25 protein-coding genes, 5 tRNA genes and 1 riboswitch are annotated in these 25,567 nt (G+C 70.1%); of the genes, 12 read left to right on the top strand and 18 right to left on the bottom strand.

All coding sequences use genetic code 11. The features are described from left to right. Window positions 1-3: 3 nt before the first annotated feature. A complete protein-coding gene (locus tag ACFY36_RS01810; RefSeq protein WP_499743969.1) occupies window positions 4-249 on the top strand; it encodes a hypothetical protein in 246 nt (81 codons plus the stop codon). Further along, complete coding sequence (locus ACFY36_RS01805; protein ID WP_499743968.1) at window positions 219-401, top strand: hypothetical protein; 183 nt, start codon at window positions 219-221, stop codon at window positions 399-401. The genes ACFY36_RS01810 and ACFY36_RS01805 overlap by 31 nt, the downstream gene beginning before the upstream one ends. Here ACFY36_RS01805 and ACFY36_RS01800 read toward each other — a convergent pair. The 6 genes from ACFY36_RS01800 to ACFY36_RS01775 form a co-directional block, all read right to left on the bottom strand. Continuing rightward, window positions 398-856: a nuclear transport factor 2 family protein gene (locus ACFY36_RS01800; RefSeq protein ID WP_499743967.1), complete on the bottom strand. Its 459-nt coding sequence runs from the start codon at window positions 854-856 to the stop codon at window positions 398-400. The genes ACFY36_RS01805 and ACFY36_RS01800 overlap by 4 nt on opposite strands. Before the next feature lie 35 nt (window positions 857-891). Then, window positions 892-972: transfer RNA gene (locus ACFY36_RS01795), tRNA-Tyr, on the bottom strand. Window positions 973-974: 2 nt separating this feature from the next. Further along, window positions 975-1,047: transfer RNA gene (locus tag ACFY36_RS01790), tRNA-His, on the bottom strand. Window positions 1,048-1,049: 2 nt separating this feature from the next. Continuing rightward, window positions 1,050-1,122 (bottom strand) — tRNA-Pro (locus tag ACFY36_RS01785). A 4-nt stretch (window positions 1,123-1,126) separates the two neighbouring features. After that, window positions 1,127-1,199, bottom strand: a tRNA-Leu gene (locus ACFY36_RS01780). Between the two features lie 10 nt (window positions 1,200-1,209). Then, window positions 1,210-1,281: transfer RNA gene (locus ACFY36_RS01775), tRNA-Glu, on the bottom strand. A gap of 303 nt (window positions 1,282-1,584) precedes the next feature. Between ACFY36_RS01775 and ACFY36_RS01770 the strand changes: the two genes are divergently transcribed. The 4 genes from ACFY36_RS01770 (at window position 1,585) to ACFY36_RS01755 (ending at window position 6,823) form a co-directional block, all read left to right on the top strand. Next, window positions 1,585-3,006: a serine/threonine-protein kinase gene (locus tag ACFY36_RS01770; protein ID WP_499743966.1), complete on the top strand. Its 1,422-nt coding sequence runs from the start codon at window positions 1,585-1,587 to the stop codon at window positions 3,004-3,006. 37 nt (window positions 3,007-3,043) lie between these two features. Continuing rightward, window positions 3,044-4,063: an aldo/keto reductase gene (locus ACFY36_RS01765; RefSeq protein ID WP_499744841.1), complete on the top strand. Its 1,020-nt coding sequence runs from the start codon at window positions 3,044-3,046 to the stop codon at window positions 4,061-4,063. 73 nt (window positions 4,064-4,136) lie between these two features. Beyond that, window positions 4,137-5,507 (top strand): glycoside hydrolase family 6 protein, encoded by a 1,371-nt coding sequence (locus ACFY36_RS01760; RefSeq protein ID WP_499743965.1) that lies wholly within the window; start codon window positions 4,137-4,139, stop codon window positions 5,505-5,507. Between the two features lie 355 nt (window positions 5,508-5,862). Next, window positions 5,863-6,014: riboswitch (cyclic di-AMP (ydaO/yuaA leader) on the top strand. A 35-nt stretch (window positions 6,015-6,049) separates the two neighbouring features. Beyond that, the gene (locus tag ACFY36_RS01755) at window positions 6,050-6,823 is read left to right on the top strand and encodes a C40 family peptidase (protein WP_499743964.1); all 774 of its coding nucleotides are present in this window, start codon (window positions 6,050-6,052) and stop codon (window positions 6,821-6,823) included. Here the strand turns inward: ACFY36_RS01755 and ACFY36_RS01750 are convergent. The 3 genes from ACFY36_RS01750 to ACFY36_RS01740 are packed head-to-tail and all read right to left on the bottom strand — an operon-like array spanning window position 6,820 to window position 8,466. Then, complete coding sequence (locus ACFY36_RS01750) at window positions 6,820-7,104, bottom strand: hypothetical protein (RefSeq protein ID WP_499743963.1); 285 nt, start codon at window positions 7,102-7,104, stop codon at window positions 6,820-6,822. The genes ACFY36_RS01755 and ACFY36_RS01750 overlap by 4 nt on opposite strands. Beyond that, window positions 7,101-7,370: a hypothetical protein gene (locus ACFY36_RS01745; RefSeq protein ID WP_499743962.1), complete on the bottom strand. Its 270-nt coding sequence runs from the start codon at window positions 7,368-7,370 to the stop codon at window positions 7,101-7,103. Before ACFY36_RS01745 ends, ACFY36_RS01750 begins: the two co-directional genes overlap by 4 nt. Before the next feature lie 10 nt (window positions 7,371-7,380). Continuing rightward, the gene (locus ACFY36_RS01740) at window positions 7,381-8,466 is read right to left on the bottom strand and encodes a hypothetical protein (RefSeq protein WP_499743961.1); all 1,086 of its coding nucleotides are present in this window, start codon (window positions 8,464-8,466) and stop codon (window positions 7,381-7,383) included. 135 nt (window positions 8,467-8,601) lie between these two features. On the opposite strand from ACFY36_RS01740, the gene ACFY36_RS01735 reads away from it, so the two are divergent. Continuing rightward, on the top strand, window positions 8,602-9,018 hold the full coding sequence (locus ACFY36_RS01735) for a redoxin domain-containing protein (RefSeq protein ID WP_499743960.1): 417 nt from the start codon (window positions 8,602-8,604) through the stop codon (window positions 9,016-9,018). A gap of 146 nt (window positions 9,019-9,164) precedes the next feature. Here ACFY36_RS01735 and ACFY36_RS01730 read toward each other — a convergent pair whose 3' ends face one another. Next, window positions 9,165-10,157, bottom strand: a complete 993-nt coding sequence (locus ACFY36_RS01730) for an MsnO8 family LLM class oxidoreductase (protein ID WP_499743959.1) — start codon at window positions 10,155-10,157, stop codon at window positions 9,165-9,167. Continuing rightward, window positions 10,154-11,032, bottom strand: coding sequence for a DMT family transporter (locus tag ACFY36_RS01725; protein WP_499743958.1), 879 nt, complete (start codon window positions 11,030-11,032; stop codon window positions 10,154-10,156). Before ACFY36_RS01725 ends, ACFY36_RS01730 begins: the two co-directional genes overlap by 4 nt. Window positions 11,033-11,113: 81 nt before the next feature. On the opposite strand from ACFY36_RS01725, the gene ACFY36_RS01720 reads away from it, so the two are divergent. Next, complete coding sequence (locus tag ACFY36_RS01720; RefSeq protein ID WP_499743957.1) at window positions 11,114-11,581, top strand: Lrp/AsnC family transcriptional regulator; 468 nt, start codon at window positions 11,114-11,116, stop codon at window positions 11,579-11,581. Here ACFY36_RS01720 and ACFY36_RS01715 read toward each other — a convergent pair. The 3 genes from ACFY36_RS01715 to ACFY36_RS01705 all read right to left on the bottom strand — a co-directional run bounded on the left by ACFY36_RS01715 (window position 11,541) and on the right by ACFY36_RS01705 (window position 18,431). Beyond that, window positions 11,541-14,441 carry a helix-turn-helix transcriptional regulator gene (locus tag ACFY36_RS01715; RefSeq protein WP_499743956.1) on the bottom strand — a complete coding sequence of 967 codons (2,901 nt, stop codon included), beginning with the start codon at window positions 14,439-14,441 and terminating at the stop codon, window positions 11,541-11,543. The genes ACFY36_RS01720 and ACFY36_RS01715 overlap by 41 nt on opposite strands. A gap of 42 nt (window positions 14,442-14,483) precedes the next feature. Then, window positions 14,484-16,688: a CHAT domain-containing WD40 repeat protein gene (locus tag ACFY36_RS01710; RefSeq protein WP_499743955.1), complete on the bottom strand. Its 2,205-nt coding sequence runs from the start codon at window positions 16,686-16,688 to the stop codon at window positions 14,484-14,486. A 123-nt stretch (window positions 16,689-16,811) separates the two neighbouring features. Then, on the bottom strand, window positions 16,812-18,431 hold the full coding sequence (locus tag ACFY36_RS01705; RefSeq protein WP_499743954.1) for a hypothetical protein: 1,620 nt from the start codon (window positions 18,429-18,431) through the stop codon (window positions 16,812-16,814). 225 nt (window positions 18,432-18,656) lie between these two features. On the opposite strand from ACFY36_RS01705, the gene ACFY36_RS01700 reads away from it, so the two are divergent. From ACFY36_RS01700 to ACFY36_RS01685, 4 genes are all read left to right on the top strand, one after another. Continuing rightward, entirely contained in the window at window positions 18,657-19,037 is a 381-nt protein-coding gene (locus tag ACFY36_RS01700) for a peptidase inhibitor family I36 protein (protein WP_499743953.1), read from the top strand. Window positions 19,038-19,085: 48 nt separating this feature from the next. Further along, window positions 19,086-19,733, top strand: a complete 648-nt coding sequence (locus tag ACFY36_RS01695) for a helix-turn-helix transcriptional regulator (RefSeq protein ID WP_499743952.1) — start codon at window positions 19,086-19,088, stop codon at window positions 19,731-19,733. 40 nt (window positions 19,734-19,773) lie between these two features. Next, window positions 19,774-20,280: a DUF3291 domain-containing protein gene (locus ACFY36_RS01690; protein WP_499743951.1), complete on the top strand. Its 507-nt coding sequence runs from the start codon at window positions 19,774-19,776 to the stop codon at window positions 20,278-20,280. A gap of 113 nt (window positions 20,281-20,393) precedes the next feature. Then, window positions 20,394-20,864, top strand: a complete 471-nt coding sequence (locus ACFY36_RS01685; protein WP_499743950.1) for a DoxX family protein — start codon at window positions 20,394-20,396, stop codon at window positions 20,862-20,864. On the opposite strand, the gene ACFY36_RS01680 is transcribed toward ACFY36_RS01685, so the two are convergent. The 4 genes from ACFY36_RS01680 to ACFY36_RS01665 are packed head-to-tail and all read right to left on the bottom strand — an operon-like array spanning window position 20,835 to window position 25,565. Continuing rightward, window positions 20,835-23,099 carry a discoidin domain-containing protein gene (locus ACFY36_RS01680; RefSeq protein ID WP_499743949.1) on the bottom strand — a complete coding sequence of 755 codons (2,265 nt, stop codon included), beginning with the start codon at window positions 23,097-23,099 and terminating at the stop codon, window positions 20,835-20,837. The genes ACFY36_RS01685 and ACFY36_RS01680 overlap by 30 nt on opposite strands. After that, window positions 23,096-24,013, bottom strand: a complete 918-nt coding sequence (locus ACFY36_RS01675) for a hypothetical protein (protein WP_499743948.1) — start codon at window positions 24,011-24,013, stop codon at window positions 23,096-23,098. Before ACFY36_RS01675 ends, ACFY36_RS01680 begins: the two co-directional genes overlap by 4 nt. Continuing rightward, window positions 24,010-25,404: an alpha-L-fucosidase gene (locus ACFY36_RS01670; RefSeq protein WP_499743947.1), complete on the bottom strand. Its 1,395-nt coding sequence runs from the start codon at window positions 25,402-25,404 to the stop codon at window positions 24,010-24,012. Before ACFY36_RS01670 ends, ACFY36_RS01675 begins: the two co-directional genes overlap by 4 nt. Further along, complete coding sequence (locus ACFY36_RS01665) at window positions 25,401-25,565, bottom strand: DUF6903 family protein (protein ID WP_499743946.1); 165 nt, start codon at window positions 25,563-25,565, stop codon at window positions 25,401-25,403. The genes ACFY36_RS01670 and ACFY36_RS01665 overlap by 4 nt, the downstream gene beginning before the upstream one ends. Window positions 25,566-25,567 lie beyond the last annotated feature (2 nt).

Below are 25,567 nucleotides of genomic sequence, written 5' to 3'. Positions count from 1 at the left end.
CCGATGCAGGCGTACGAGGTCCAGCGGGCAACCCAGGCGGCCATGTCGAGTGCCGCATCGCTCGGCCTGACCTCCCACGACGCCACCATCCTGCACAACTCGAACAAGCTCACCCTGCGCCTCCAGCCCTGCGACGTGCTCGCCCGGGTGGGGCCGGCGGCGCATCAGAGCGCCCAGCGCGAGGTGGACATCACCGGATATCCGAGGCACAGACGCTCGTGGCCGACCACGACCGGACGCCGAAGCTGACCGGCGAGGACCGGACCTTCCTCGCCGGCACGCTGGACCGTTTACGCCGGGCGGTCGGCGACAGCGGCCGGCCCGAACAGCTCCTGCACGGCGAACCTCATGCGGGCAACCTGCTCGCCACCGAGTGGCTGGACGAACTCCGCGCCCTCTAACGCAGGGGTAGCTCCTCGCCCCATTCCGAGCGCGGTCTCGGGCCGAAGAGGCGGCGGTCGGACTGTTCGATGGCCACGTCGTTGATGCTGGCCTCGCGGCGGCGCATCAGGCCGGACCGGTCGAACTCCCACAGTTCGTTGCCGTAGCTGCGCCACCACTGGCCGGTGTCGTCGTGCCATTCGTACTGGAACCGGACCGCGATGTGGTCGTCGGTGAACGCCCAGAGGCTTTTGCGCAGCACGTAGTCGAGTTCGCGCTGCCACTTGCCGGTCAGGAATTGCACGATCTCATCGCGACCGGTGAGGAAGGTGTCGCGGTTACGCCACACCGAGTCCTCGGTGTACGCCAGCGACACCTTGTGCGGGTCCCGGGTGTTCCAGGCGTCCTCGGCGGCTTGCACCTTCTGCGCGGCGGTCTCACGGTTGAAGGGCGGAAACGGCGGCCTGTCAGTCATAGCCGAACGCTATGGCACGCCGGCGCCGTGAGATGTGCGGGAGGCGGGATTCGAACCCGCTCAGCATTGCACCCGCTTTACAGGCGGGCCCGACTCTCCAGCGTCGGCGCTCCCACGAGGTGACCGGCGGGATTCGAACCCGCGTGTTCCGGCTCCACAAACCGGCGCGCCTGCCTCTGCGCTACGGCCACAGTCGGGATGGGGAGACTCGAACTCCCGGCTTCCGGTTCCCAAGACCGGCGCCCTACCACCTGGGCCACATCCCGTTCGTGTCCTCGGCGCGATTCGAACGCGCACTGACGACGCCCTCGACGTCGTGCCTCTGCCATTGGGCTACGAGGACATGTGATTCGTAGACCCGACCGGGATCGAACCGGCGTCTCCGCCTTGAGAGGGCGACGAGCGTTCCACTGCTCCACGGGTCCATCAAAAACAAAAAGGCCGCCTTCCCCGAATCGGGAGGCGGCTTTTGAAGCCGGGCGTCAGACGACGCCTCCCGATGGCGCGAGCCGGCCGAACTGCTCCTCGAGGACGCAGTCAGCCACCGCCGGCAGCGGATGCCGCGGTTCGGGGGCGAGATAACTGCGAATCATCGGAAGCTCCTGAGCGAATCATTGGCGCCGGTACTGAGGACTGTCGGTGCTGAGGACCAAGGTAGGGCCCTCGCCGAGGGCCGGCAAACGTATTTACGAGTTTCAGGCCGGCGCCCGGGGGAACGGAGACGGCCCGTGGAGAGCGGACAACTCATCGCGGGGCGGTACCGGCTCGGCGAGCAGCTCGGCCGCGGCGGCATGGCTGTCGTGTGGCGGGCCGACGACGAGGTGCTGGGCCGTGAGGTGGCGGTGAAGGTGCTGTCGCCCTCGCTCGCCGGCGATCCCGAGCTGCGCCGGCGGATCCGGGACGAGGCGCGGGCGGTGGCGCGGCTGCGTCATGTGAACGTGGTCGCGGTCTACGACTACGGCGAGTTCGCCGACTCCGGGCACACCCTGTCGTTCGTCGTGATGGAGCTGGTGGACGGCCGGACCCTGGCCGACATGCTCACCGGCGGGCGGCTCCCGTGGCAGGTCGCCGTGCTGATCGGCGCTCAGGTGGCGGCCGCGCTGGCCGCGGCGCACGCCGACGGCATCGTGCACCGCGACGTGAAGCCGGCGAACATCATGGTCACCGGCAGCGGCGTGAAGCTGGTCGACTTCGGCATCTCGGCCACGGTCGGCGTGCTCGACGGCCAGGACGGCCAGGTGCTGGGCACGCCCGCCTACCTCGCGCCGGAGCGCATCGCGGGCGGGCCGGTCCGTCCGGCCACCGACGTGTACGCCCTCGGCCTGCTGCTCCATCTGGCCCTGGCCGGCCGGATGCCCTGGGACGCCTCGACGGTGACCCAGATGGTGCGGGCGCACGTCTACGCGAAACCGGACCCGCTGCCGCCGATCGCCGGTCTTCCTTCCGAGGTACGCCGGCTGGTCGCGCGCTGCCTGACGAAGAACGCCGCCGACCGCCCCAGTTCGATCGAGGTCTCGGAGGTGCTCGGCGAACTCGCCGGCCTGCCGTCGGCAACGCTGCTGCGCGGCGCGGCCGGCCCGACGATGCAGCTGGCCGCCGCTCGCGCCCGCCGCCGGCCGACGGTTGCCGCCATCAGCCAGCCCACGGCAGCCGCCGGTAGTCAGCCCACGGATCCCGCCCACCGCCAGCCAACGGTTGCCGCCAGCAGAAAGCCCACGGCTCTCGCGCGCCGGCGCAGCCGGAAGGGACTCATCGCCGCCGGCGTGGTCGCCGGATTGCTCACGGCAGGCGGCGCCTGGTGGGCGGACAGCGGTCCGGAGCAGCCGGCCCAGGCCGCAGGCGCGCCGGCCGCATCGGCAACCTCGCCTGCCGCCGAGAAAGCCACCGAGAAAGCCACCGAAAAGGCGCACGGACCGGCCACCGAAAAGACGCACGGGACGGCCACCGAGAAGGCCACCGACACGGCCAACCGGCCCGGGTCCGAACGGCCGGTTGCCGCTCCGGGCCGGGCCACCATCCGTACGATCTCCATCGCTGCCGCCCCGAAGGCTGACAGCAAGGCCAAGCCGCAGCCGAAGGCGAAGGCGCCGAAGAAGGCCGCCGCACCCGCGCCCAAGAAGAAGCCCCACGCGAAGCCCGGCAAGAAGTGACCGTTTGAGGTTCGCCGGGCAAGGTACTTGCATGAGCATGGAATATCGCACGCTTGGGCGCAGCGGATGCGCCGTCTCGTCGCTCTGCCTGGGAACGATGACCTTCGGTAACGAATCCGACGAAAAGGTGTCGCACGCCCAGCTCGACCTCTTCACCGAGGCCGGCGGCACCTTCGTCGACACCGCGGACGTCTACTCGGCCGGTGAGTCGGAGCGGATCATCGGGCGCTGGCTGGCCTCCCGGCCGGCCGATGTCACCGAGGCCGTCGTTCTCGCCACCAAGGGCCGCTTCCCCATGGCCGACGACCCCAACGGCGCCGGGCTGTCCGCCCGGCACCTCACCCGGGCCCTCGACGCCTCCCTGACCCGGCTCGGGGTCGAGGCCGTCGACCTCTATCAGGCCCATTCGTGGGATCCGATGACTCCGCTCGAGGAGACGCTCCGGGCCCTCGACGGGTTCGTCCGGGCCGGGAAGATCCGCTACTACGGCTTCTCCAACTTCACCGGCTGGCAGCTCACCAAGGTGGTCGCCCTGGCCCGCGAGCTCGGCCTGGTCGGCCCGGTCACCCTGCAGCCCCAGTACAACCTGCTGGTGCGCGAGATCGAGTACGAGGTCGTCCCGGCCTCGCTCGACGCCGGCATCGGCCTGCTGCCCTGGAGTCCGCTCGGTGGTGGCTGGCTGACCGGGAAGTACCAGCGCGATCAGCGCCCGACCGGCGCCACCCGTCTCGGTGACAACCCGGAGCGGGGCATGGAGGCGTACGACCGCCGCAATGTCGCCCGCACCTGGGACGTGGTCGAGGCCGTGCAGCGGATCGCCGAGGACCGTGGTGTCTCGATGGCCGAGGTGGCGCTGGCCTGGGTGACCGATCGTCCCGCCGTCACGTCGACCATTCTGGGCGCCCGCACCCTCGACCAGCTGGAGGCCAATCTTCGCGCGGCCGGGCTGCACCTCACCGCCGAGGAGGCCGCGGCCCTCGACGAGGCGAGCGATCCGCGGCCGAACGACTACCCGTACGGCCCGCTCGGCATCAACCAGCGGAGCAGGACTTTCTAGCCCCGCATTGAGAAGCTTCGATCGTCGGGTTACCGTTCGGGAGCGCTCCCAAACTCCCCGGAAGGAAGCCACCGTGCGTATCCCCCGATCGACCTTCGCCGCCGCGGCGGTCGCGTGTGCCACCGCCGCGGCCGCCGTCGGCATCAGCGCCGGCACCGCCAGCGCCGGAACCCTGTCCGGCGCCCTCTACCGCGATCCCGACACCGCCGTCGCGCGCTGGGTCGCCGCCAACCCCAACGATTCCCGTACGGCCCTGATCAGCTCCCGCATCGCCGGCCAGCCGGCCACGCGCTGGCTGTCCAACTTCAACGTCAACACCGTTCAGGCCGAGGTTTCCTCGTACGTCGGCGCGGCCTCCGCCGCCGGCCAGGTACCGGCGCTGACCCTGTACGGGATCCCGAACCGCGACTGCGGCGGCGCCAGCGCCGGCGGCGCGCCCGATCTGACCCAGTACCAGACGTGGATCACCAACATCGCCGCCGGCCTGGCCGGGCGGACCACGCTGATCATGCTCGAGCCCGACTCGATCGCCCTGCAGACCTGCCTCAGCGCGAGCGAGCTCACCGCCCGCAACCAGGCGCTGGCCACCGCGACCCGCACCCTGAAGGCGGCCGGCGCCAAGGTCTATCTGGACGGCGGCCACTCGGCGTGGAACACCGCCGCCGACCAGGCGGCCCGGCTGGCCAACGCGGGCGTGGCCGACGGCGACGGTTTCTACACCAACGTCTCGAACTTCCAGTCCACCGCGAACGAGACCGCGTTCGGCCGCTCGGTCCTGAGCGCGCTGTCCGGCCGCGGCATCTCCGGCAAGCGCCAGGTCATCGACACGAGCCGCAACGGCGGCGCGGCCGGCGACTGGTGCGGCGACGACAACACCGACCGCCGGATCGGCCGCTACCCCACGCTCGACACCGGCGACGCGAACATCGACGCCTTCCTGTGGGTGAAGCCCCCGGGCGAGGCCGACGGCTGCCGGTACGCGGCTGGATCGTTCCAGCCCGACCTGGCCGCCAGCCTGGCCACCGGAGCACCGCTCCCGCCGACCACCGGCCCCACCACCCCGCCGACCACCCCGCCGACGACCCCTCCGACCACGACCCCTCCCACCACGACCCCTCCCACCACGGCGCCCCCGACCACTCCCCCGCCGGCCGGCGCGTGCGGCGCGACCTACGTGACGACGAGCTCCTGGCAGGGCGGCTTCCAGGGCAAGGTCACCGTCAAGGCCGGCGGCAGCGCGGTCACCAGCTGGTCGGTCTCCTGGACCCTGGCCTCCGGCCAGTCGATCAGCCAGGTCTGGAGTGGCAACCTCTCGATGAACGGCTCACTGGCGACCGTCCGCAACGCCGCCTGGAACGGCTCCCTCGCCCCGGGCGCCACCGCCGAGTTCGGATTCATCGCCTCCGGCCCCACCAGCACACCGTTCATCACCTGCACGGCTTAGCAGGTCCCCACCGCCCACCCCGGCCCGCGCGGCCGGGGTGGGCAATGCCCGCTCCTTTGCCATTTCGCCGAGTTCGGGAGGTTCGGCAACAGGTCAATGCCCGATGAAATTGTGTGCCCTAATTCACATTGCTAAATAAACGGAGAGTAGTCGTACGAATACAGAATGTTTCTGAAATTCTGAATGACCCCGCAAAAAGGACGCCGGCCAGCGTGCCAACTACTGCGAGTGATTCGGCCGCTCGCTGGACAGAATGAAAATCCGGTGTAGCAAGATGGTGCCGGCCACCACGCCGGCTCGTGACGATCGGTTCACGCCGAGCCCTGCCCGGGCCGATCGCCGCGACCGCGAGCAAGCAGGACCACCGCGAAGGCATCCGGGGCAGGGACGGGGGATCCACCATCGGCCCACTCCCCGTGGGCCTCGGGGTGAAGCCGCCCCTGGCGGCCGGGCAACCTTCCCGCCCGAACCCGACAGCTAACCTCGCAGGCGTGCCGGAAGGACTCTCTCCCGTGCACGAACGAAGTTCGGGCCGGTGCCGCATGTCTGCCGGCGCCGGCACCATCGCCCTGTCCCTGGCCGTCGGCCTGCTGATCGCGCCGTCCGGCGCCACCGCGAGCACGAGCACCGCGGTGCGGGTCGAGGCGGCGGCCAAGAAGAAAGTCTCGGTCCGCACCACGTTCACGCCCAGATCGCTGAAGCTGGGCCGGACGGTGAAGATCACGGTCACCTACCGCAACCCGGCCAACGGCGCCGCCGTCACCTCCGGCTCGGTACGGCTCCAGGCGCTTCGCGGCGGCAAGTGGGCCACCTGGGCCGTACGGAAACTGAACAGCAAGGGCACGGTCAGCTTCACCTCAGCGCCGAGGGTGACCGGGCACTTCCGTACGGCGTACACCGGCAATGGGGTTTTCGCCGGTCACACCGGCCGCGCCTTCAAGGTCACCGTGATCAAGCCGGCGCCGAACAAGGCCGGGCGGATCCTGGCCGAGGCGCGGAAACACGTCGGCAAGCTCTATCTGTACGGCGCCGCCGGCCCCAACCGGTTCGACTGCTCCGGCTACACGATGTACGTCTACCGCAAGTCGATCGGCGTCAAGCTGCCGCACAAGGCCGATTCGCAGCAGCGGTACGGCCGTGGGGTCAGCAAGAGCGCCAAGCAGCCCGGTGATCTGCTCATCTCGCGCCGGGGGTCGTACGGCTACCACGCCGCCATCTACGCCGGCAACGGCTACATGTACGACTCGCCCCACAGCGGCTCGCGCATCAGCAAGCGCAAGATCTTCAGCGCGAACTACGTCGTACGCCGGTTCTAAAGATTGCGGCGTACGACGGTGACGCCGCACGCCAGAAGGAAGAACAACGCCACTGTGCCCATCCGGAGCCAGGGTGTGTCGGTGATCTTGCGATCGGTGCCGATGGAGACGCTGATGGCGAGGTTGGCCGCGAACATGACACCGAGGAAGACGGTGATGAGCCGCTCGGCCGTGGTCCACCGTGACCAGTAGGCCCACGCGCCGAGCACGGTGCCGAACAGGAAGAGCGCCGAGACGAGGATGAACGGGATGGCCAGGCGCCATCGCATCATCGGGCTCATCGGCGCTCTTCCCCACCATCGGCCAGCCGGCGGGCCTCGCGCTCGTACCGGGCACGATCCTCGGCGGTCAGGTCCCGCTGCGACTTGGCGAAGGCGGCGGCCAGACCCTGCGCGTGCCACGGATTGTTCGCGGCCTCGCGCAGGCCGGCCTCGCCGGACAGCACGGTACGGGCGAGGGAGCCCATCGCGTCGTCCCTGCCCCGGGTGTCGGCCAGGTGGCGCAGGACCGCGCGGGCCAGGGGCTCGTCGGCGATGCCGCCGCTCATAGGATCCTCCTCAGTAGCCGGCGGGGTGATGGTACGGGGCGACGGACGGCAGGTCCTTCACGGCGATGTCGGCCTTCACCGCGCCGATCGAACCGGCGATCAGCTTGATCATGTCCTCGGTCTTGCCGTAGAAGTCCGAGATGTGCTTGTACAGGTCGTACGCCTGCCACGTGTAGTAGGCGGCGACGCTGTACCCGGCCAGCGCGCCGATCCCGGTCTCGATCAGCGCGGTGCCCACGGCCGAGGCCGCGTTGATGATGATGAGCAGGTCGATCAGATCGGTGATCAGCCCCGCGACCACGTCGACCAGTTTCTTCACCGCCTCGGCGGCCTGAAGGTAGAGCTGTTTGTACTGCCCGCAGGCGTCGTTGAGCGCGGCCGCCGCGAGCCCCAGCTGCAACTGGAACTCCTGCTCGGCCTCGGCCGCCCGCCCACGCCAGACACTGGGCACGTCCTGGGCCCCGGCGAGAAGGTTGGCGCCCAGATCACGCGAGGCGGCCCCGATGTGGCCCATCGCCATGGCACAGTGCGTGTACGCCTTCCAGTCCCCGCCGACGTCCTTGGCCCACCCTTCGAGCGGGTCGAAGCTGAACAGCCAGATGCTGATCTGCCGAAGCCACGCCGCCGGGCTGACCAGATCGGCCAGCGGATTGATCGACCACATCTCGATCCCGACCGCGTACTCCGGATTGGTCAGCCGCGCCGTGGGCTCCCCGACATCGGCGAAAGCGGCGTGCGCGTCGGGCCGCTGCCGGCCAAGCATTTCTCCGACGTACGCCACGTCCTTCGCCCCCGGATAGGAGGCGTCCACCCGCGCGGCCGCACCCTGATCGGCCCGCGCGTAGTCGTTCTGCGCCGCGTTCACTTGAGACCCGGCCCCACGGGTCAGCGAGTCGAGCCGCGCCAGGGCAGCGGTCAGCTCCTCGTACACCTCTTTGTGGGGCCCGATGACCATCATCAGAAAGCCCTCGGAGACCATCGGCAGATCACAGTGCCGCTTGGTGTAATCAAGCACGTCGACGGCATCCCCGGACGCCCGCGCGTACTGGTTGTAGAGACCGGTGAGCCCGGCCGGATCGACATAGAACTCGCTCATGCTCCCCCGCATCAGTCAATCGACAACTGTCGCAGCCGCGCGAAACTGAACACCCGACTAGGGCGCTTTTTGCAAATGGCTCATGGCCACATCGTCGCAACATATTCTATAAAACCGGTAGGTATTGTAGGTCGCATGTTTCCGATCACCGAGCGCCCGAGCCTCCGCGACGACGACGAGACCTTCCGGCTGCAACTCGAGAACAGCGCGATCCGCAGCCGGATGGTCGCCCGCGGCGACCGCCTGCCCGACATCCCGCTGGTCGAGGTCGACCTCGGGCCGATCCATCTCGACCGGCTGCGGCACACCGGGCCGGTCGTGCTGGCCTTCTTCCGGCACGCGAGCTCACCCGAGTGCGACGCCGCCCTGCGGCTCTACCAGTACACGCTCGCCCCGGCCCTGGCCGCGCTGGACGCGCACCTCGTGGCGGTCAGCCCGCAGGCGCCGGACCGGCTCGCAGCCGTCAAGAGACGGCACGACCTCAGCTACCTGGTCGCGTCCGATCCTCGGCACACCCTCATCGACGCGCTCAACATCGGCTTCGCCAGCTGAGGCGCCGAACGGACGCTCGGCACCGGCCGCGCCGTCCTGCCGTTCGCCACGGTCGTGGTCGCCGACCGCGCCGGCCTGGTCCGCCTGGCCGACGTGCGCGCCGACTGGACCTCGATCACCGCACCCGGAACCATCATCCGCGCCGTTCAGGCGCTCTGAAACAGCGCGGCCAGCGCCGCGTCCGAGGCGGCCAGGGCGTCCCGGTCGTACGTGCTGCCGGCGGCGACCAGCTCGGCCGCGCCCGTACGGTCGAACAGCTCGCCCAGCCGGCTTTCGACCTGCCCGGCCGTGCCGGCGATGGCCGCGGCGACGGTCTGCTCGAGATATTGCCGCTGGCGCGGGGTGCGGTCGGCGGCTTTGGCGACGGCAACCGGTTCGAGGGGCGGGAACACGCCGGTCGTACGGCTCTGCGCCATCGCCCACGCCTCCGGAAGAAGCAGATCGGCCGCCTCGGCGGCGGTGTCAGCGACCAGCACGTCGAGGCTGACCGCCACCCACGGCTCCGCCTGCCGGGGCGAGGGCCGGAATTCGCGGCGATAGCGGTCCAGCGCGCCCTTCCCGTCGTGAAGAAGCGGATCGTGAAGAAGCGGACCACCCACGATCACCGGCAGCCCGAGCGCCGCCGCGATCTCCAGCCCGCTGCCGGTGGCCAGGACGTACATCGGCACCTCCCCGTGCGGCCGCGGATGCAGCCCGACCTCCGACGTCCCGTCGAGGAACCCGCGCAGCTCCTCCAGATCGGCGGCGAAGTCCCGCTCGGCCTGCCGGAGCGCCCGCCGCACGGGCGGGGTGAACCCGGGCGACCGCCCCAGCCCCAGATCGACCCGCCCCGGCGCGAAGGCCGACAGCGTCGCGAACTGCTCGGCCACCACGAGCGGCTGGTGATGCGGCAACATCACCCCGGCCGAGCCGATCCGGATCGTCGCCGTCGCCCCGGCCACGGCGGCCAGCAGAACCGCCGGGGCCGACCCGGCGATCCCGGGCACCCCGTGATGCTCGGCCACCCAGAACCGTCCGTACCCGAGCCGTTCGGCGCTCACCGCCCGGGCCACCGTCCCCGCGAGCGCCCGCGCGCCGGGTTCGCCGGCGCGCGTACGGGATCGGTCGAGCAGCGAGACCTGAAACTGAGAGTCGATCACTGAGGTTCCAGCGCCTTCGGGCGGGAGCTTGTTCCGCGTATCGGCAGCTCCGACACGATGACGGCCACCACGATGAGCACACCTCCGGCCAGCGCGCCCGTGGTCAGGCGCTCACCGGCCAGGCGGCCGATCAGGGCGGCCCAGACCGGCTCGCCGGCGTAGATGACCGTGGCCCGGGTGGGCGAGACCGAGCGCTGGGCCCAGTTCATCGTGACCTGGATGAGCGCGCTGGCCACGCCGAGGCCACCGGCGATGGCGGCCAGGGTCCACGAGGGCGCGGGCAGCGGCTCGCCCACGACCGGCCGTACGGCGAAACAGATGACGGCACACACCGCGAGCTGCACGACGGTGACCCGGCGGGCGTCGACGCCGCCGGCGAAGCGGCCGATGAGCAGGATCTCGGCGGCGATCGCCACCGTGCCGAGCAGAGTGACCACCTCGCCCGTGCCCAGGCTCAGGCCGGCGGTGGTGGCGCCGGTGAGCAACAGCAGGCCGGCGAAGGCGCAACCGATGCCGGCCCAGGCGCCGGCCGCGGGCGTACGGCGGGTCATCGCCCACAGGCCCAGGGGCACCAGCGGGACGTACAGCGCGGTGAGAAAAGCCGACGTCGAGCTCGGAATCGTCTGAAGGCCCACGGTCTGCAGCCCGTACCCGCCGGCCAGCGCCACACCGACGACGGAGCCCACCGCCAGTTCGCGCCGGGTCAGCCGGCGCAGGGCGTGCGGGGCCAGCGCGGCCAGCGCGAGCGCGGCGACGCCGAAGCGCAGGCCGACGAACGACCACGGCCCGGCGACCGCGAGCCCTTTCTGCACCGTGAGGAAGGTGCCACCCCACACCGCGGTCACCGCGACAAGGGCCAATTCTTTTCTTCCCATGTACGCCACGGTGGCGAGCCCACCCTCGGTCAGCAACTTCCGGGAGGTAAATGGCCCATCTCGCACAACTATAGTAAGGACATGACCGCTCTGGACGAGAAAGATTGCGCGATCCTCGATCTGCTGCAACACGAGGGCGATCTGCCCAACATCGAGCTGGCCCGCCGGCTCCAGCTCTCGCCGGCGGCCACGCTCCGGCGTGTTCAGCGCTTGCGCGCCGAGGGCGTCATCACCGGCGTACGGGCCCTGGTCGATCCCGAGAAAGCGGGCGCCCGGGTCGAGGCGTTCGTGCTCGTCGCCCTCACCGAGCACTCCGACGAGGGCGACGCCCGCTTCGCCGAGGCCCTGGCCGGCATCCCGGCCGTGCTGCGCGCCGACGCGGTGACCGGGCCCGAGGACGTGCTGCTGCACATCGCCGCCGCCGACGCCCGCGAGTTGCAGCAGGTGCTCCGCTCCCTGACCCGGGTCGGCGCGCGCCGCCTGACCACGCTGCTGAGGCTGGAGGCGGTCAAGGAGCCGGCGCCGGTTCCGGCCCGTCGGGCCACGTAGCGGCCAGCTCCCGGCGCGAGCTCACGCCCAGCTTGGTGAAGATCTTGCGCATGTGCCATTCGACGGTGCGGGAACTGAGGAACAGCGCGGCGCCGATCTCCGGGTTGGTGCGCCCGGCCACGGCCAGGCGGATGATCGCCGTCTCCTGCGCGGTCAGGTCCTTGCGGGCGTCGGCCACCGGCTTCCGGACGTTCTCGCCGGTCAGGGCCAGCTCCCGCCGGGCCCGGTCGGCGAAGGCCTCGGCCCCCATGGCGGCGAACGCCTGGTGGGCGGCCCGCAGCTCGGTGCGGGCCTCCGGGTTGCGGTTCGCACGGCGCAGCCACTCGCCGTACAGCAATCGGGCCCTGAACGCCTCTGTGGTCGTCTCGGTGACCGACAGGTGCGCGATGGCCTGGCGGTAACTGTCCTCGGCGGCGGCGCCGGGGGTGGCGAGCGCGTCGGCGATCGCCTGAGTTCCCCACGCCCATCGCGTACGCAGGGTGGCCGTCCGCTCGGCGAGACGGTCCCGCGCCTCGGCCGCGACCTCGTGGTCGCCCAGCCGCGCCGCCGCCTCGGCCATCTCGCGCAAGGGAAAATGCGGAAGACCCAGGTCGGTGTACGCCGCGGCCTCCCGCGCCGCTTCGAGAGCGAGACGATGCTCGCCGAGCCCGTTGTAGAGGGCGGCCTTCACATGATGGGCCAGGGTGTGCAGCCGCCCGTCGCGGCGGGCGGACGCGTCCCGGAGCTTCGCCTCGATGAGCCGCAGGGCCGGCCGTTCCCGCCCACGGTAGGCGGCCAGGGCCAAACCTGACGACTGTTGCAGCGGGGCGGCGGTGGCCCGGGTCATGGCGTCGCCCTCGTCGAGCAGGTTCGCGGCGTCAGCGAACCGGCCGGCGTAGAGCAGGCTGCCGGAGCGCAGGGTGAGGGCGGCGGGCAGAAGCCGGAGCACACCGGTGCGCCGGGCCTGGGCGACGGCTTCGGCGCTGAGCTGATAGGCGAGGTCCATGCGGAACAGCTCGTGCACCATGGGCTGGATCAGCCACAGCAGGCCGATGTGCTCGGCCGGGTTGAGGGCGTCGAGGGCCCGTTCCATCAGTGGCCTGGAGGTCGCCCGATCGTCCAGCACCCAGGAGACGAGTGCGGCCAGGAGCAGGTCGGGAAACGACTGGGCAGCGTTTTGCCGGTCGCTGTCGGCGTTCGGGCCGCCGTCGGCGTTCGGGCCGCTGTCGGCGTTCGGGCCGCTGTCGGCGTTCGGGCCGCTGTCGGCGTTCGAGCCGCCGTCGGCGTTCGAGCCGCCGTCGGCGTTCGAGCCGCCGTCGACGGGAGCGGCCAGTCGGGCGCGGGCGGCGTTGGCCGCGACCCGCAGGTCGTCGCCGCCGAAGCGGCCCGCGTAGATGGCGGCGCCGATCGCGCTGAGGAAGGCGTCACGGGCGGCGGCCGGGTCGAGCGGCTCCAGCCGATGGGCGGCGGTCAGCAGCGGCGGCCCGGCCGCCCGTCCCGGCGTGAGCATGAACGTGACCTGGGCCCGGAGCCGCTCGACGCGGGCCTGCTGAAGCGGGTCGATCGGCCCCAGCTCGGCCGCGCCGAGCAGTTCCGGCACCCGCGCGTACGCCCCGGCGTCGAGCCGGGCCGAGGCGGCCGCCACGAGCAGGGCGCTGCGGCGGGCGCCGTCGAGGGTGAGCTCGGCCGCGCGTTCCAGGAAGGCGGCCGCGGCCGAGGGGCCACCCCGGGCCAGGGCACGGTCGGCCGACCGTTCGAGCTCGGCCGCGACCTGGTCGTCGGGCCCGGCGGCGGCGTGGGCGTGATGCCAGGCGCGGCGGTCGGGGTCGCGCTCCGGATCGGTGGCGTCGGCCAGGGCGGCGTGCACGGCCCGCAGTTCGGCGAGCTCCCCGCACCGCCAGGCGGCCGAGCGCACCAGCGGATGCCGGAACCGCACACGGGTGTCGAGGTCGATGAGCCGTTCGGCCTGGGCCGGCTCGGCGGCGTCACGGCCGACCCCGAGCCGTTCCAGGGCACGCCACAGCAGAGGCGCGTCCCCGACCGGTTCGACGGCGGCGGCGAGCAGCACGGTGCGGGTGTCGGCGGGCAGCGAGGCGATCCGCCGCTGGAAGCCTTCCTCGAGCCGGCTGGCCAGGGGCATCGGGTGATAGCCGCCGAACCCGAAGGCCAGCTCGGCCGGCGACATGTTGCGCGGAAGCTCGATCAGGGCCAGCGGGTTGCCGCGGGCCTCGGCGACGATCCGGTCCCGTACGCCCGGATCCACCGGCCCGGTCAGGGCGGAGTCGAGCAGGTCGCGCGCTTCAGCGTCGGGCAGCCCTTCGATGAGCAGTTCGGGCAGCCCACCGAGAGCAAGCCCGTCATCAGTGGTGCGGGCGGCGAAGACAAGAGCCACGGCTTCGGTGTCGAGACGCCGGGCAACAAAGCTGAGAATGACGGCAGACATGACATCGACCCACTGCACGTCATCGATGACACCGACCAGCGGCCGCTCAGCCGCGGCCTCGGCGAAGAGCCCGAGCACGGCCAGCCCCACAAGCAACTGGTCCGGGGCATGACCGCTGCTGAGCCCGAAGGCGGTGGAGAGAGCCTCCCGCTGAGGCGCCGGAAGCCGTTCCAGATCACCGAGCAGGGGCGCGCACAGTTGCTGCAGCCCCGAGTAGGCGATCTCCGACTCCGACTCGACCCCGGAGGCCCGCAACACCCGGGCAAAGGGCGCCTGCTCCACAAGATGATCGAGCAGAGCGGTCTTTCCGCTGCCGGCCTCCCCGCGCAACACGAGCGACCGGCTGCGCCCACCCCGCACGTCACGCAGCAGCCCTCCGAGAACATCGCGCTCCCGCCGACGACCATGCAGCTCGGCGTTGACGCTCCCTCCCGGCATACATCGAGCCTAACCCGCAGTTGATCAAAGCGTGCCGCGCGACTATGGCTGCTCGTCACCACCCCAGATCCGGATGGTGCGGTCGTCGCTCGCGCTGGCCAGCAGGCGCCCGTCGGGACTGAACGCCACCGACACCACCCACGTGGCGTGGCCAGTGAGGGGTGCGCCGACGGGTTGGCCGGTGTCCGGGTTCCACAACCGAACCGTCTTGTCGGCACCGGCGCTGGCCAGCAGGCGCCCGTTGGGACTGAACGCCACCGCGCTCACCCAGTTGGTGTGGCCGATGAGGGGTGCGCCGACGAGTTGGCCGGTGTCCGAATCGCAGAGCCGCACCGTCTCGTCGTTGCCGGCGGTGGCCAGCAGCCGTCCGTCCGGACTGAACGCCACCGCCCTCACCCGGTTGGTGTGGCCGGTGAGGGGTGCGCCGACCGGTTGGCCGGTGTCCGGACTCCACAACCGCACCGTCTTGTCGTCGCTGGCGGTGGCCAGCAGCCGTCCGTCCGGACTGAACGCCACCGCCCTCACCCGGTTGGTGTGGCCGGTGAGGGGTGCGCCGACCGGTTGGCCGGTGTCCGGACTCCACAACCGCACCGTCTTGTCGACGCTGGCGCTGGCCAGCAGGCGCCCGTTCGGACTGAACGCCACCGCGGTCACCCAGTTGGTGTGGCCGCTGAGGGGTGCGTGGGCGAGTTCGCCGATGTCCAGGCTCCATAGCCGCACCGTGTTGTCCTCGCCAGCGCTGGCCAGCAGGCGCCCGTCCGGACTGAACGCCACCGCGATCACCCAGCTGGTGTGGCCGCCGAGGGGTGCGCCGGCGAGTTGGCCGGTGTCCGGGTTCCACAGCCGCACGGTGTTGTGGGCACTCGCGCTGGCCAGCAGCCGCCCATCCGGGCTGAACACCACCGTGCAGACCGAGGTGCCGAGATTCTTTGTCCACCGGCTGACCTGTGGAGTTGTCGTGATGGTTCGCAGGTGACGTCCTGGAACAAGTGGCTGGGGCGCACGATCGCGTGACACCGCGGCCTCTTGATGGTCGTCCGGTCTCGGTGGCCGGGCGTGACGAGCCGTGACCGACGCCGGTTTTTCGGGAGCCGGGTGTGCCGGTTCAGCAGTGCCGACCGGCGGGTTTGCGGTGGTGCCGGGGCGGCGGGTGACGGTGAACAGTTGCGCGTCGTCGCCGCGTAGGTACAGCACGGGGGTGAGCCACTCGAGGGTCTGCCCGCCGGTGCCGAGGATGCCGACCCGGCCGCTGTGCACGGCGTCGTCGACGCCGCGGCCGTGGGCCAAGGCCGCGTAAAAAGCGTGCGAGAACGCGATAGCGGCGCGGTCGGTGATGGAGAACTGCATGGCGGCCACCGCGCGGACGCCGCTGCGGACCAGGGCGGCGGCGGTGCCGGAGAACAGATCGTCCGCACCGGACGTCGCCGAGGCGCACGAGTTCAGCACGACCAGCCGCGGCATGGGGCGGGCCTCGCGCAGCAGGTCGGCGAAGCGGTCGGCCGAGACCCGGTGAGCACGTCCCCGGTCGCCGACCAGCGCGAGGATCCCCTCGGCCTTGTCGGTGTCGAAGTCGCCGTGGCCGATGAAGTGCACCACGTGCCATCGCTCGCTGAGCAGCAGCTCGTGCACCGTCTCCCAGGTCGCCGCCGGCGCCCACGTCAGCTCTACGACGCCGGCGGCGATCGGAGCCCGTAACGCTGCCGCCAGCCGCTGCTGCTCCGCTTCGACGTCGAGAGCGGCCAGCCCGCGTGGCGCCGAGACGATCCCCAGGATGCGCATCGGCGCGGTCACCGCCAGCGGCGTCAGGGCGGCCGCGACCGGCACCCGCCGGACCAGCGGCTCGCTGCGGGAGACGTAGCCGCCGGCCTCCGTGTCGTACATCGCCTCCCATGGCAACGCCGCCAGCTCCGGTGCGTTGATCCGCAGGAGCACCCGCAACGACTCGCCCCGGTCTCTGGCCATCGCGAGGCTGGCCTGGTAGCGGCCCGACACACGAGGGGAGGAGAACAACGCCTCGAACAACGCCGTCCCCAGCTCCCGGACCGGCCTCTCCAACGGCGTCACCGACCCCCGTGTCGCGGCCGCCGAGGCCAGCAACGCCGCTTGGATCGGCTCGCGCCGAGCGAGCATCGCCTCCACATCCATGGTGAAGTCCGCCGAGGACTCGCCGGCGGCGGTGGTGTCCACCTGAACGCTGTACGACCCGGGCCCCGCACCCCGGTTGACGCTCAACGCGAAGACGTTCATCCGACTCACCTTCTGCGATCGCCTCCGACAGTATTGAGTCGTAGGCGTCGCGTGACGGCGTCGTCGCCACCCCGACAAAAGGGAAGCGGCGTTACTGGCAGCCTGCCGGGTGGTCGCCGCGGGTCAGGTTTTACGGACAACGCCGGTGAAACCGGCGATGAAGAGGGCGGCGAAGGCCCAGGCGAGGGCTTGCAGGAGCCAGCCGGCGGCGGTAAGGGCCCGTCCGACGGTCGTGGGGGTGGGAGCGCATTGGTCGCGGGCGCCGGTCTTGAGGAGAGGGGTGCCCAAGTCGAGGCCCACGCCGATGAGTTCGAGGGCGCTGCAGGCGGTGCCGTCGGTGGCCGTGCGGCCGGTGTGTGCGAGTCCACCGTGGTGGCCGGCGAAGAGGGCGGCGGTCACGGAGATCAGAAGCACAACGAGCAGCAGAAGGAGCGCACGCCAGGGTTGGTAGCCGAAGCCGAGGGTGAGGCCGGTGATTCGGGCCCAGGTACGGTCGGAACCGGTGATGGCGCCGCGGTGAATCTGGTCGCGGCGCTGGGCCATGAGGATGCCGCGGACTTCGTGGTCGTGGCCGGCGGCGCGGTCGGCGGCGGCTAGTTGCTGGTACGGCTGGGCGGCGTAGGCGGGGGTGTGCTCGCGTAGCAGCCTCAGCCACCGCTCCAGTGACCCTGGTTTCGGCATTCCGGTGTAGGTGGTGCCGTCGAGGTCGACCAACGTCTCATGCCGGGGGCCTGCCGAACGGGTGTTACCTGTATCGAGCCACAGTGTGCCGCCGATGCGGGCGCCGCCCAGTTGGATGACGCCCTGATCGCCGGCACCGGTGGCGGTGAACCCGTCGCGCAGGAACACGCTCCGATCAACCTGCAAGAGATCGGCGACCAGGGCAGCCCCGGCAGTGTTCTCCAACCGCGCCCCGCTGCAGTCCAATAGCCCGAGGCGGGCACCGCGCAGTTGGACGGTTCCGAGATCGCTGGTACCGATCGCGGTGAATCCGCCGCGAAGGAACAGGTCTTGGTCCACCTGCAGGCCGTCGGCGTGCAGGGCAGGCCCGGCGGCGTTCTCCAGCCATGCTCCGCTGCAGTCCAGGTGGCCGAGATGGGCGCCGCGCAGTTGAATTGTGCTGTCGTTGCTGGTGCCGATGGCAGTGAACCCGTCGCGCAGGACCATGCCCTGATCGACCCTCAGGAGATCGGCGTGCAGGGCGGGTCCGACGGTGTTTTCCAGCCGTGCCCCGGTGCAGGTCAGTAGCCCGAGATTGGCGCCGCTCAGGTCAATTGATCCGCGATCGCTGACGCTGGTGACCCTTACCCAGGCCAGAACCATCGCCTTGGCGGTAAGTCGAAGAGCATCGATCGCTGGGCTGCTCGAGCCGGGTGGCGGCGCGATCCACGATCCGCTCAAGACCAGGGTGGGCAGGCAAGTGTCGCGCAACAGCAATCCGCCGGGCAGGAAGCATTCCACTAGCTCGACGCGGAAATCGCGTGTGACGTTCTGCAAATCGATACGGCCGGCGACAAGGACACCGCGCAGGCGTAGCCCGCGCGGATCGGGTTCGGCGGCGAACCGGCCCAGCACGATGTCTCGAATGACCTCCGCACGGATGGTGCGGTCCGGGCTGTCCCATGACTGCATCACGGTCTCATCAACCGGGTCATCGCCGGCGAGGTCCAGCACGATTCCCTGCTCGACCGCGTCGATGAGACGCTGCTCCAGCACGCTTGGCACGATCTGCGATGCGGCCATCTACGCAGATTGGCTGTGGTGTGGCCGGTCGCCAAGCGAACAGCAGACACCCGACATGAGACTCAGCCTCTGAACAGGTTCTTGATCCCGTGACTCGGTCGTGAACAGTCCTTACAGAAGCGCCGGTTAGCTTCCTCAGGGAAATCATTTTCCAGCAATTCAGGAGGAACTGTGAACCCGTTCAACAGGCGCGCGACGACCGCGGCGGCGGGAATCGCCATTGCCGTGACCGGATCTCTTTTCGCGGTGTTCTCGCCCGCGTCGGCGGCCTATCAGTGCCCGGCTCGGCAGGTGTGCTTCTACGAGAACTACAACCGTGAGGGGTCGCCGGCCACGCTGGCCGGGCTGGCTCAGAACGGCGGCGGCGTGCGGGTCTTCTCGGACCACAAGTTTCACAACGGCGTGAACCTCAACGACAAGGCATCGTCGGTGCACAACAACACCAGTCAGTGGCTTCAGGTCTACGAGAACAACAACTACTCGGGCCGGTCGCAGTACGTCTCGCCCGGCGCCTGGAGCAACCTCAACGGCGCCAACGTCCGCAACGACAAGGCCTCCTCGGCCCAGTTCGTCGAGGAGCCCTGCTTCGAGGGCGAATGGTGCTGAACCCCGCCGGGTTCTAGCGCCAACCGGCGTTGGTAATAGGGTTGGGGTGTGACTACTCCGGAGGACCTGCGCGATCTCGACGCCGTGGCCAGCCTCGCCGATCCGGTGCGGCGGCGGGCGTACGACGCGGTCGCCGCCGCCGGTGGCGGGGCGGTCGGGCGGGACGAGGTCGCCCAGGCGCTCGGGGCGGGGCGCACCCTGGCCGCGTTCCATCTGGACAAGCTCGTGGCGGCGGGGCTTCTCGAGGTGTCGTACGCCCGGCGCTCGGGCCGGACCGGGCCCGGCGCCGGCCGTCCGGCCAAGCTTTACCGGCTCGCCGCGGCGGAGCACGCGGTGAGCGTGCCGCCGCGGGCCTATCGCGCCGCCGCCGAGTTGCTCGCCGAGGCGCTGGAGCAGGCCGGGGCCGAGGAGATTTTGTACGACGTCGCCCGGCGCCACGGCGAGGAAGGGCCGGCCCGCGAGGATGTCACCCAGCTGCTGACCGAGCACGGCTACGCGCCGGAAGCCGAAGAGGAGCACCTGGTGCTGCGCAACTGCCCGTTCCACCGGCTGGCCGAGCAGTTTCCGCCTCTGATCTGCGGGATGAACCTGGCCATGGTCGACGGACTGCTGACCGGGGCGGGGCTGGACGGCGAGTGGACCGCCCGGATGGACGCCGCCCCCGGCCGGTGCTGCGTGACGCTCTCTAAAAAGTAATCACGTTGACTTTAGACAGGCCAGCTGGTGAGCTGGGGTCATGGACGCCTTCCACCTGGCTCAGATCAACACCGCCCGGCTCCGCGCCCCACTGACCGACCCCTCGATGGCCGAGTTCGCCGAGGGGCTCACCCTGATGAACCAGCTCGCCGACCGCTCGGCCGGCTTCGTCTGGCGCCTCGAGGGCGAGAACGGCGACGGCACGATCGCCCGGCCCGACGACCCGAGCCGCATCTACACGCTGTCGGTCTGGCAAACCCCGGAACACCTGCGGGCGTACGCCTACCAGTCCGAACACCTGGATTATCTGCGCCGCCGCCGCGAGTGGTTCCACCCGAACGGCACCGAGGCCGCGCTCGTGCTGTGGTGGATCCCGGCCGGCACGATCCCCACCATGCGCCAGGGCATCTCCCGGCTCGGCCGCCTCCGGGGCGGCGGCCCCACGGCCGACGCGTTCATCTTCCGCCGGATGTTCCCCCCACCGGGAAAAAGGCCCGAGGTGACGAATTCCACAGACTCTGAGTTCCCTCTGAGACACGCCGTGTGATCAGGGCGCGTCATAAGCGTGCAATATGGCCGTACTCCATCCAATGGTGCAAAGCAGTCGCACAACCCATTAGCTTGTGTCGATCGATTGCTTGCGCCGACAAGGGAGTACGCATGGAGACGCAGAAATTCGCCGGGCCGGTCTGGTCGCTGTTCCGCATCGTCGTGGGGCTGCTGTTCGCGTTGCACGGGGCCAGCACGGTCCTCGGACTCTTCGGCGGCAACAAGGGCTCGGGCGACGCGCTGCCACTCGGCCAGTGGCCCGGATGGTGGGCCGGAATGATCCAGCTCGTCTGCGGCGTGCTGGTGCTGGCCGGCGTCTTCACCCGCCCGGCGGCCGTGCTGGCGTCCGGATCCATGGCCTACGCCTACTTCACCGTCCACCAGCCGCAGGGCCTGCTGCCCATCGAGAACGGCGGCGTCTCCCCCGCCCTCTACGCCTGGGCGTTCCTGGCCATCGCCGTCCTCGGCGCCGGGCCGTGGGCCCTCGAGTCGCTGTGGAAGCGCCAAGGGGCCCCCGCCGCGGTAAGCGGCGAGAGCCCCTCGACGAGCCCGTCAGGCGTACAGGGCAATCTCAGTCAGTGACGGCGTGTAGATCTCGGTGGCGATCTGCGAGGTCAGCGCCACCCGGACCTTGCTGGTCGTCACCGGGGCGAAGCCGGTCACCGTGCGGTCGTGGCCGATGCCGTCCTTTCCGGTGGCGAAGGTGACCCAGGCGCCGGTGGCGGCGTCCCAGCGCTGCAGGTCGAAGGTCTGCACCCTCGGGTTGGTGCCCGCGTCGGTGTACTCGTCCAGGTAGACCTGGGTGAACGTGGTGTCCGCGCCGAGGTCGATGTCGAGCGTGATCGGATATTTCGCGTCGTCGGCGGCGGCCCAGCGGGTGCTCAGGTCACCGTCGGTCAGCTTGTTCGCGGTCAGCGTGCCGTTCGCGCCGGGGTGGGTGGAACTGGCCGTGACCGGCTTGCCCTGTGCGAGGCTGACCTTGTTGTCGATCTCGTCCTCGATCGGGTTGGTGTCGACCGGGTGGGAGACCTTCCGGCCGGTCTTCGACTCGACCGTGCCGATGTCGGGGGCCTCGCCGTAGTAGATCTGCGAGCCGAGGATGTCCGACGAACCGAGGTGGATGTTGTAGCGCCCGGCGTCGATCAACGGGGAGTCCTTGCGGAGCGCGTACTGGGCCGCCGCCTTCCGGATGTCCGACACGACGCGACGGCCGGGGTCGCCCACGAAGCGCGGGTCGGCGCGCAGGCCGGCCGGGTCGGCCGGTTCCTGCGTGGAGTGCGTGCCCGAGGCCTCGTAGTAGTCGTTGTTCGCGAAGACCGCCTGCCGCAGGGCGCCCGTGCGGCGGTACCACGGCGTCGGCGTCGACGCCGAGTAGTTGTAGAAGATGTTGTTGAGGAAGTACACGCGGCTCAGGAACGTCTCGTCGTGCACGTAGTCGAGGTCGGCGCCGTCGTACACGAAGGTGTTGTTGACGAAGTACGTCGGTGAGTAGTTCGTCGACAGCATGTTCTTCACGAGCACGCCGTTGTCGTCGACCGACAGGTTGTAGCGGGCCACCGAGTTCGAGCTGTTGCCCATGTACGCCATCCAGCCGGCGGCGTTGTCGTGCGAGTAGTTGTACTCGTAGGTGACGTTGAAGTTGGTGTACTCCAGGTCCCACGGGGTGCCGTCGTACTCGTTGTCGGGACCGCCGTACACCTCGTTGAACCGCATCACCGAGTCGGCGCCGGCCCACAGGTAGAGCCCGCAGCTGACCGCGTCGTAGCGTTCGAGGAAGCCGTTCACCTCGTTGTACTCGACGACCATGTTCTTGGTGTTGGCGAGCTGGAACGCGCCCTGCCCGATGCTCTCGGCGTAGTTGTGGCCGATGTAGACGTCGCGGCTGTAGAGGTCACGGGTGCGGACCCACAGCTGCTCCCAGCCCTCGTGGAACTTGCCGGCCTCGTCGTACTGGCCCGCGTCCACGCCGTCGGCGTTGAACCAGTTGAAGGCGAACTGCACGGCGTGCAGCTCCACGTTCTCGAAGGTGTTGTCCTCGATGCGGACGTCCTTGAAGTACCAGCCGCCGGGCGCGTACGCCTTGTAGCTCTTCGAGCCGAACACCTGGAAGTTGACCGCGCCGTAGTGGATCTTCTGCCACGAGCTGGGGCCGTCCGTGTTGTGGACGTACATGTCGTGGATCCGGAAGTAGTCCATGATGTTGTCGGCGCCGGCCGGGAGCAGGTCGGCGTTGATCGACACCATGATGCCGTCGCGGACGTACGTGCCGGTGGTGATGTCGGTGGCGAAGTCGTCGTCGTTCGACAGCGCGATATCGCTGATGTCGAAGCCCTGCTGGTTGCGGAGCACGATCGCGCCGGTCAGGCCCACGGTGGCCGGATTCTTGGTGCCGTCCGCGTTGAACGGGCTGGGCACCTTGCCGTTCGTCGCGATATAGGGGCGAGGAGCTTTCCTGCTGCCGTACGCCGTGATGGTGATCGGTTTTCTCGACGTGCCCGAGCCCTTGGGCCACAGCTGCTGGTCCTGCCACACCGAGCCGGCCTTGAGCAGGATGCGGTCGCCGGGGCCGAAGGTGGTGGCGTTGACCTTGGCGAGGGTCTTCCAGGCCGCCTTGTCCGACCGGCCGGACGCCTTGTCGCTGCCCTTGACCGAGTCGATGTAGAAGTCGCGCCCGCCGGTCCTGTTGGGCGAGTTGCCGGGCCATGTCTTTTCCGCCGCGGGGGCGGCTTCGGCCGGGGAGCCGGAGAGCAGGGGCGCCACGAGCAGTCCGGCGGCCAGAGCCGCCGCCACCACCCGCAACCGGGAACCAGATCTCATTGCACTTCCTCGGGGTTGACGGCATCCACCGCCGAGCGATCGACATCCATGTCGGTGCCGTCCACGCGGCGCTGGAGGTACTGGGTGAACTTCTCGCCGATCAGCGACTGCCGGATCCGCGAGGAGTACGCGGTGAAGGCGGCGTCCTTGTCGACGGTCTCGCTGTCGAGCTGGTAGTAGGTGATCTGCCCGGCGCCGGCCACCGGGGCCGAGATCTGCCCCGGTGACAGCGTGCCGAGCACGGCGGCGACCTCCTGGTCGTGACCGTTGAGGCTGGTGGTCGCGCTGCCGTCGTAGGTGGCGGTCGCGAAGCGCGCACCGGCCACCTTGGACAGGGCCCGCAGCGAGCCGGTGGGTGCGATCCGGGCGGCCGAGGACGGGAGGATCAGCGTCGAATACTTGTAGACAGTCGCGTTCGCGCTCCACGCCGACGGGTCGGCGTCGAAGGCCTTGCGCGCCTCGGCGTCCGTCACGGCCAGCGGGCCGCCGGTGGCGCTGAGCTTCTTCCGGAGTGCGGTGGTCAGATCGGTCAGCCGGTGCGTGTAGTACTCCTCCGGCGAGAAGCTCTTCAGCCCGTAGACCGTGTCCGCACCGGCGCGGGAGTTGTTCTCGGAGTCCACCGAGGCGAGGAAGTCGTCGTGGTCGACGGAGTCGATCAGCCCCTGCTCCTTCGCCAGGATCAGCAGCGTCTTGTCGTGCTTGATCTCATCGAGCGCCCGCTGTCGCAGCGTGGCCGTGTCACCGTTCTCGTTCAGCACCGCGGGCGCGAGCCGCGCCATGTGAAAGGAGAGTTCGTCGCGTGTCACCGGATGGCCGGCCACGTCGGCGACCTGATCGGTGCGGGGAATCAGGAAGAAGACGATCGCCCCGAGCACCACCACGGCCGCCCCGCCCCACAGGAGGAGACGTCTCATGATTCGATCACCGCGACCCGGGCGATGACCGGGGTGTCCCGCCATGCCGCGATCTCGAAGCGCACCGCGTCCACCGCGATCGGCGGGAACGTCAGGATCCGCTGGTAGCCGACCGCGTTGGCCGTTCCGAGGGTGGTCCAGGTCCCGGCCGAGCGGCCGCTGACGATCACGTGCTCGACGCGCTGGCCGCGGCTGATGTCCTCGCCGATCACCGCCGCCTCGACGGTCCGGGGCGCGCCGAGGTCGAGCGTGACGGCGGGGCGTTCGTCGGCGGCGGCCGGTTCCCACGGCGTACGGCCGAAGCCCGGCCATTCCGAATCCACCCGGCCCGGCGTGCCGGAGGTGACGGTCGCGGACGCCTCGATGCGGCGCTCCTTGAACGCGGCGATCTTCGCGCCCAGCGCGGCCAGCACGGCCACGTCGACCGGCGAGACCAGGCCGTCGCGGGCCGGCGGGACGTTCAGCAGGAAGCAGGAGTTGCCGCCGACCGCGCGCAGGTAGTTGGCGAACAGCTCGTCCGCGCTCTTCACCTCGCCGTCCTCGGCCGGGTGGTGGAACCAGCCGGGGCGGATCGACGTGTTCACCTCGGCCGGATACCAGACCAGATCCTCCTGGCCTTTCAACGCGTCGCGGCTGCCCAGATCTTGGTCATCGCTGCGCACGAGCTTGGCGAAGGACGGTAAGTCGGCCTGCTGCGAGCGTGACGCGATCCGCTCGGCATCCCGCAACGCGCGCGGCACGACACTCCACTCGTCCGGGCGGGTCTCCCCCGCCTCGTTGCCGCACCAGCGCACGTCCGGACCGCACACGTTGATGACCGCGTCCGGCTGCAACGACCGGATGACCGCGTAATAACGCTCCCAGTCGTACTCCTGGCGCTTGCCGTTGGGCCCCTCGCCGTTGGCGCCGTCGAACCACACCGAGAAGACCGGGCCGTAACGGGTGAGCAGCTCGGTCAGCTGGGCCACGTAGAAGTCGTCGTAGCCGGCGCCGGTGCCGTACGAGGCCTCGGTGCGGTCCCACGGCGACAGGTAGACGCCGAACTTGAGCCCGTGGCGGCGCGCGGCCCGCGCGGTCTCCTCCACGATGTCGCGGGAGCAGGGCGAGGCGGCGACCGAGTACTTGGTGGCGTCGCTGGGCCAGAGGCAGAAGCCGTCGTGGTGCTTCGCGGTCAGGATGACGCCGGTCATGCCGGCCGCGGCCAACGAGCGTACCCACTGATCGGGGTCCAGGAGAGACGGGTCGAACAGGGCCGGATCGTCGTGACCCTCGCCCCACTCGCGATTCGTCATGGTGTTCATGCCGAAGTGGACGAAGCCGTAGAACTCCATGCGCTGCCAGGCGAGCTGACGGGCACTGGGGCGTACGGCCGCGAGGGCAACGCCGTTCATCGGAACCTCCGGTTGTACGACGCCAGGAGCGCCAGCAGGACGAGAAGGGCGCCGAGCATGACGGCGAGGCTGCCCCAGCCGACCGAGGGACGGACCACGATCACGGCGACGACGCAGGCCAGGGCGACGACGATCCGCAGGGTGACGAGCAGGATGTTCACGA

It is taken from the genome of Actinoplanes sp. NPDC000266, from assembly GCF_042899005.1.
Lineage (GTDB): Bacteria > Actinomycetota > Actinomycetes > Mycobacteriales > Micromonosporaceae > Actinoplanes.
This window is presented reverse-complemented; position numbering and strand designations above follow the sequence as displayed.

Excerpts from the sequence above, each read along its gene's own strand:
- ACFY36_RS01810 (WP_499743969.1), top strand. The coding sequence starts at position 4 with ATGCAGGCGTACGAGGTCCAGCGGGCAACCCAGGCGGCCATGTCGAGT.
- ACFY36_RS01800 (WP_499743967.1), bottom strand. The coding sequence starts at position 856 with ATGACTGACAGGCCGCCGTTTCCGCCCTTCAACCGTGAGACCGCCGCG.
- ACFY36_RS01765 (WP_499744841.1), top strand. The coding sequence starts at position 3,044 with ATGGAATATCGCACGCTTGGGCGCAGCGGATGCGCCGTCTCGTCGCTC.
- ACFY36_RS01755 (WP_499743964.1), top strand. The coding sequence starts at position 6,050 with ATGTCTGCCGGCGCCGGCACCATCGCCCTGTCCCTGGCCGTCGGCCTG.
- ACFY36_RS01750 (WP_499743963.1), bottom strand. The coding sequence starts at position 7,104 with ATGAGCCCGATGATGCGATGGCGCCTGGCCATCCCGTTCATCCTCGTC.
- ACFY36_RS01745 (WP_499743962.1), bottom strand. The coding sequence starts at position 7,370 with ATGAGCGGCGGCATCGCCGACGAGCCCCTGGCCCGCGCGGTCCTGCGC.
- ACFY36_RS01740 (WP_499743961.1), bottom strand. The coding sequence starts at position 8,466 with ATGAGCGAGTTCTATGTCGATCCGGCCGGGCTCACCGGTCTCTACAAC.
- ACFY36_RS01735 (WP_499743960.1), top strand. The coding sequence starts at position 8,602 with ATGTTTCCGATCACCGAGCGCCCGAGCCTCCGCGACGACGACGAGACC.
- ACFY36_RS01725 (WP_499743958.1), bottom strand. The coding sequence starts at position 11,032 with ATGGGAAGAAAAGAATTGGCCCTTGTCGCGGTGACCGCGGTGTGGGGT.
- ACFY36_RS01720 (WP_499743957.1), top strand. The coding sequence starts at position 11,114 with ATGACCGCTCTGGACGAGAAAGATTGCGCGATCCTCGATCTGCTGCAA.
- ACFY36_RS01715 (WP_499743956.1), bottom strand. The coding sequence starts at position 14,441 with ATGCCGGGAGGGAGCGTCAACGCCGAGCTGCATGGTCGTCGGCGGGAG.
- ACFY36_RS01710 (WP_499743955.1), bottom strand. The coding sequence starts at position 16,688 with ATGAACGTCTTCGCGTTGAGCGTCAACCGGGGTGCGGGGCCCGGGTCG.
- ACFY36_RS01705 (WP_499743954.1), bottom strand. The coding sequence starts at position 18,431 with ATGGCCGCATCGCAGATCGTGCCAAGCGTGCTGGAGCAGCGTCTCATC.
- ACFY36_RS01690 (WP_499743951.1), top strand. The coding sequence starts at position 19,774 with ATGGACGCCTTCCACCTGGCTCAGATCAACACCGCCCGGCTCCGCGCC.
- ACFY36_RS01685 (WP_499743950.1), top strand. The coding sequence starts at position 20,394 with ATGGAGACGCAGAAATTCGCCGGGCCGGTCTGGTCGCTGTTCCGCATC.
- ACFY36_RS01680 (WP_499743949.1), bottom strand. The coding sequence starts at position 23,099 with ATGAGATCTGGTTCCCGGTTGCGGGTGGTGGCGGCGGCTCTGGCCGCC.
- ACFY36_RS01675 (WP_499743948.1), bottom strand. The coding sequence starts at position 24,013 with ATGAGACGTCTCCTCCTGTGGGGCGGGGCGGCCGTGGTGGTGCTCGGG.
- ACFY36_RS01670 (WP_499743947.1), bottom strand. The coding sequence starts at position 25,404 with ATGAACGGCGTTGCCCTCGCGGCCGTACGCCCCAGTGCCCGTCAGCTC.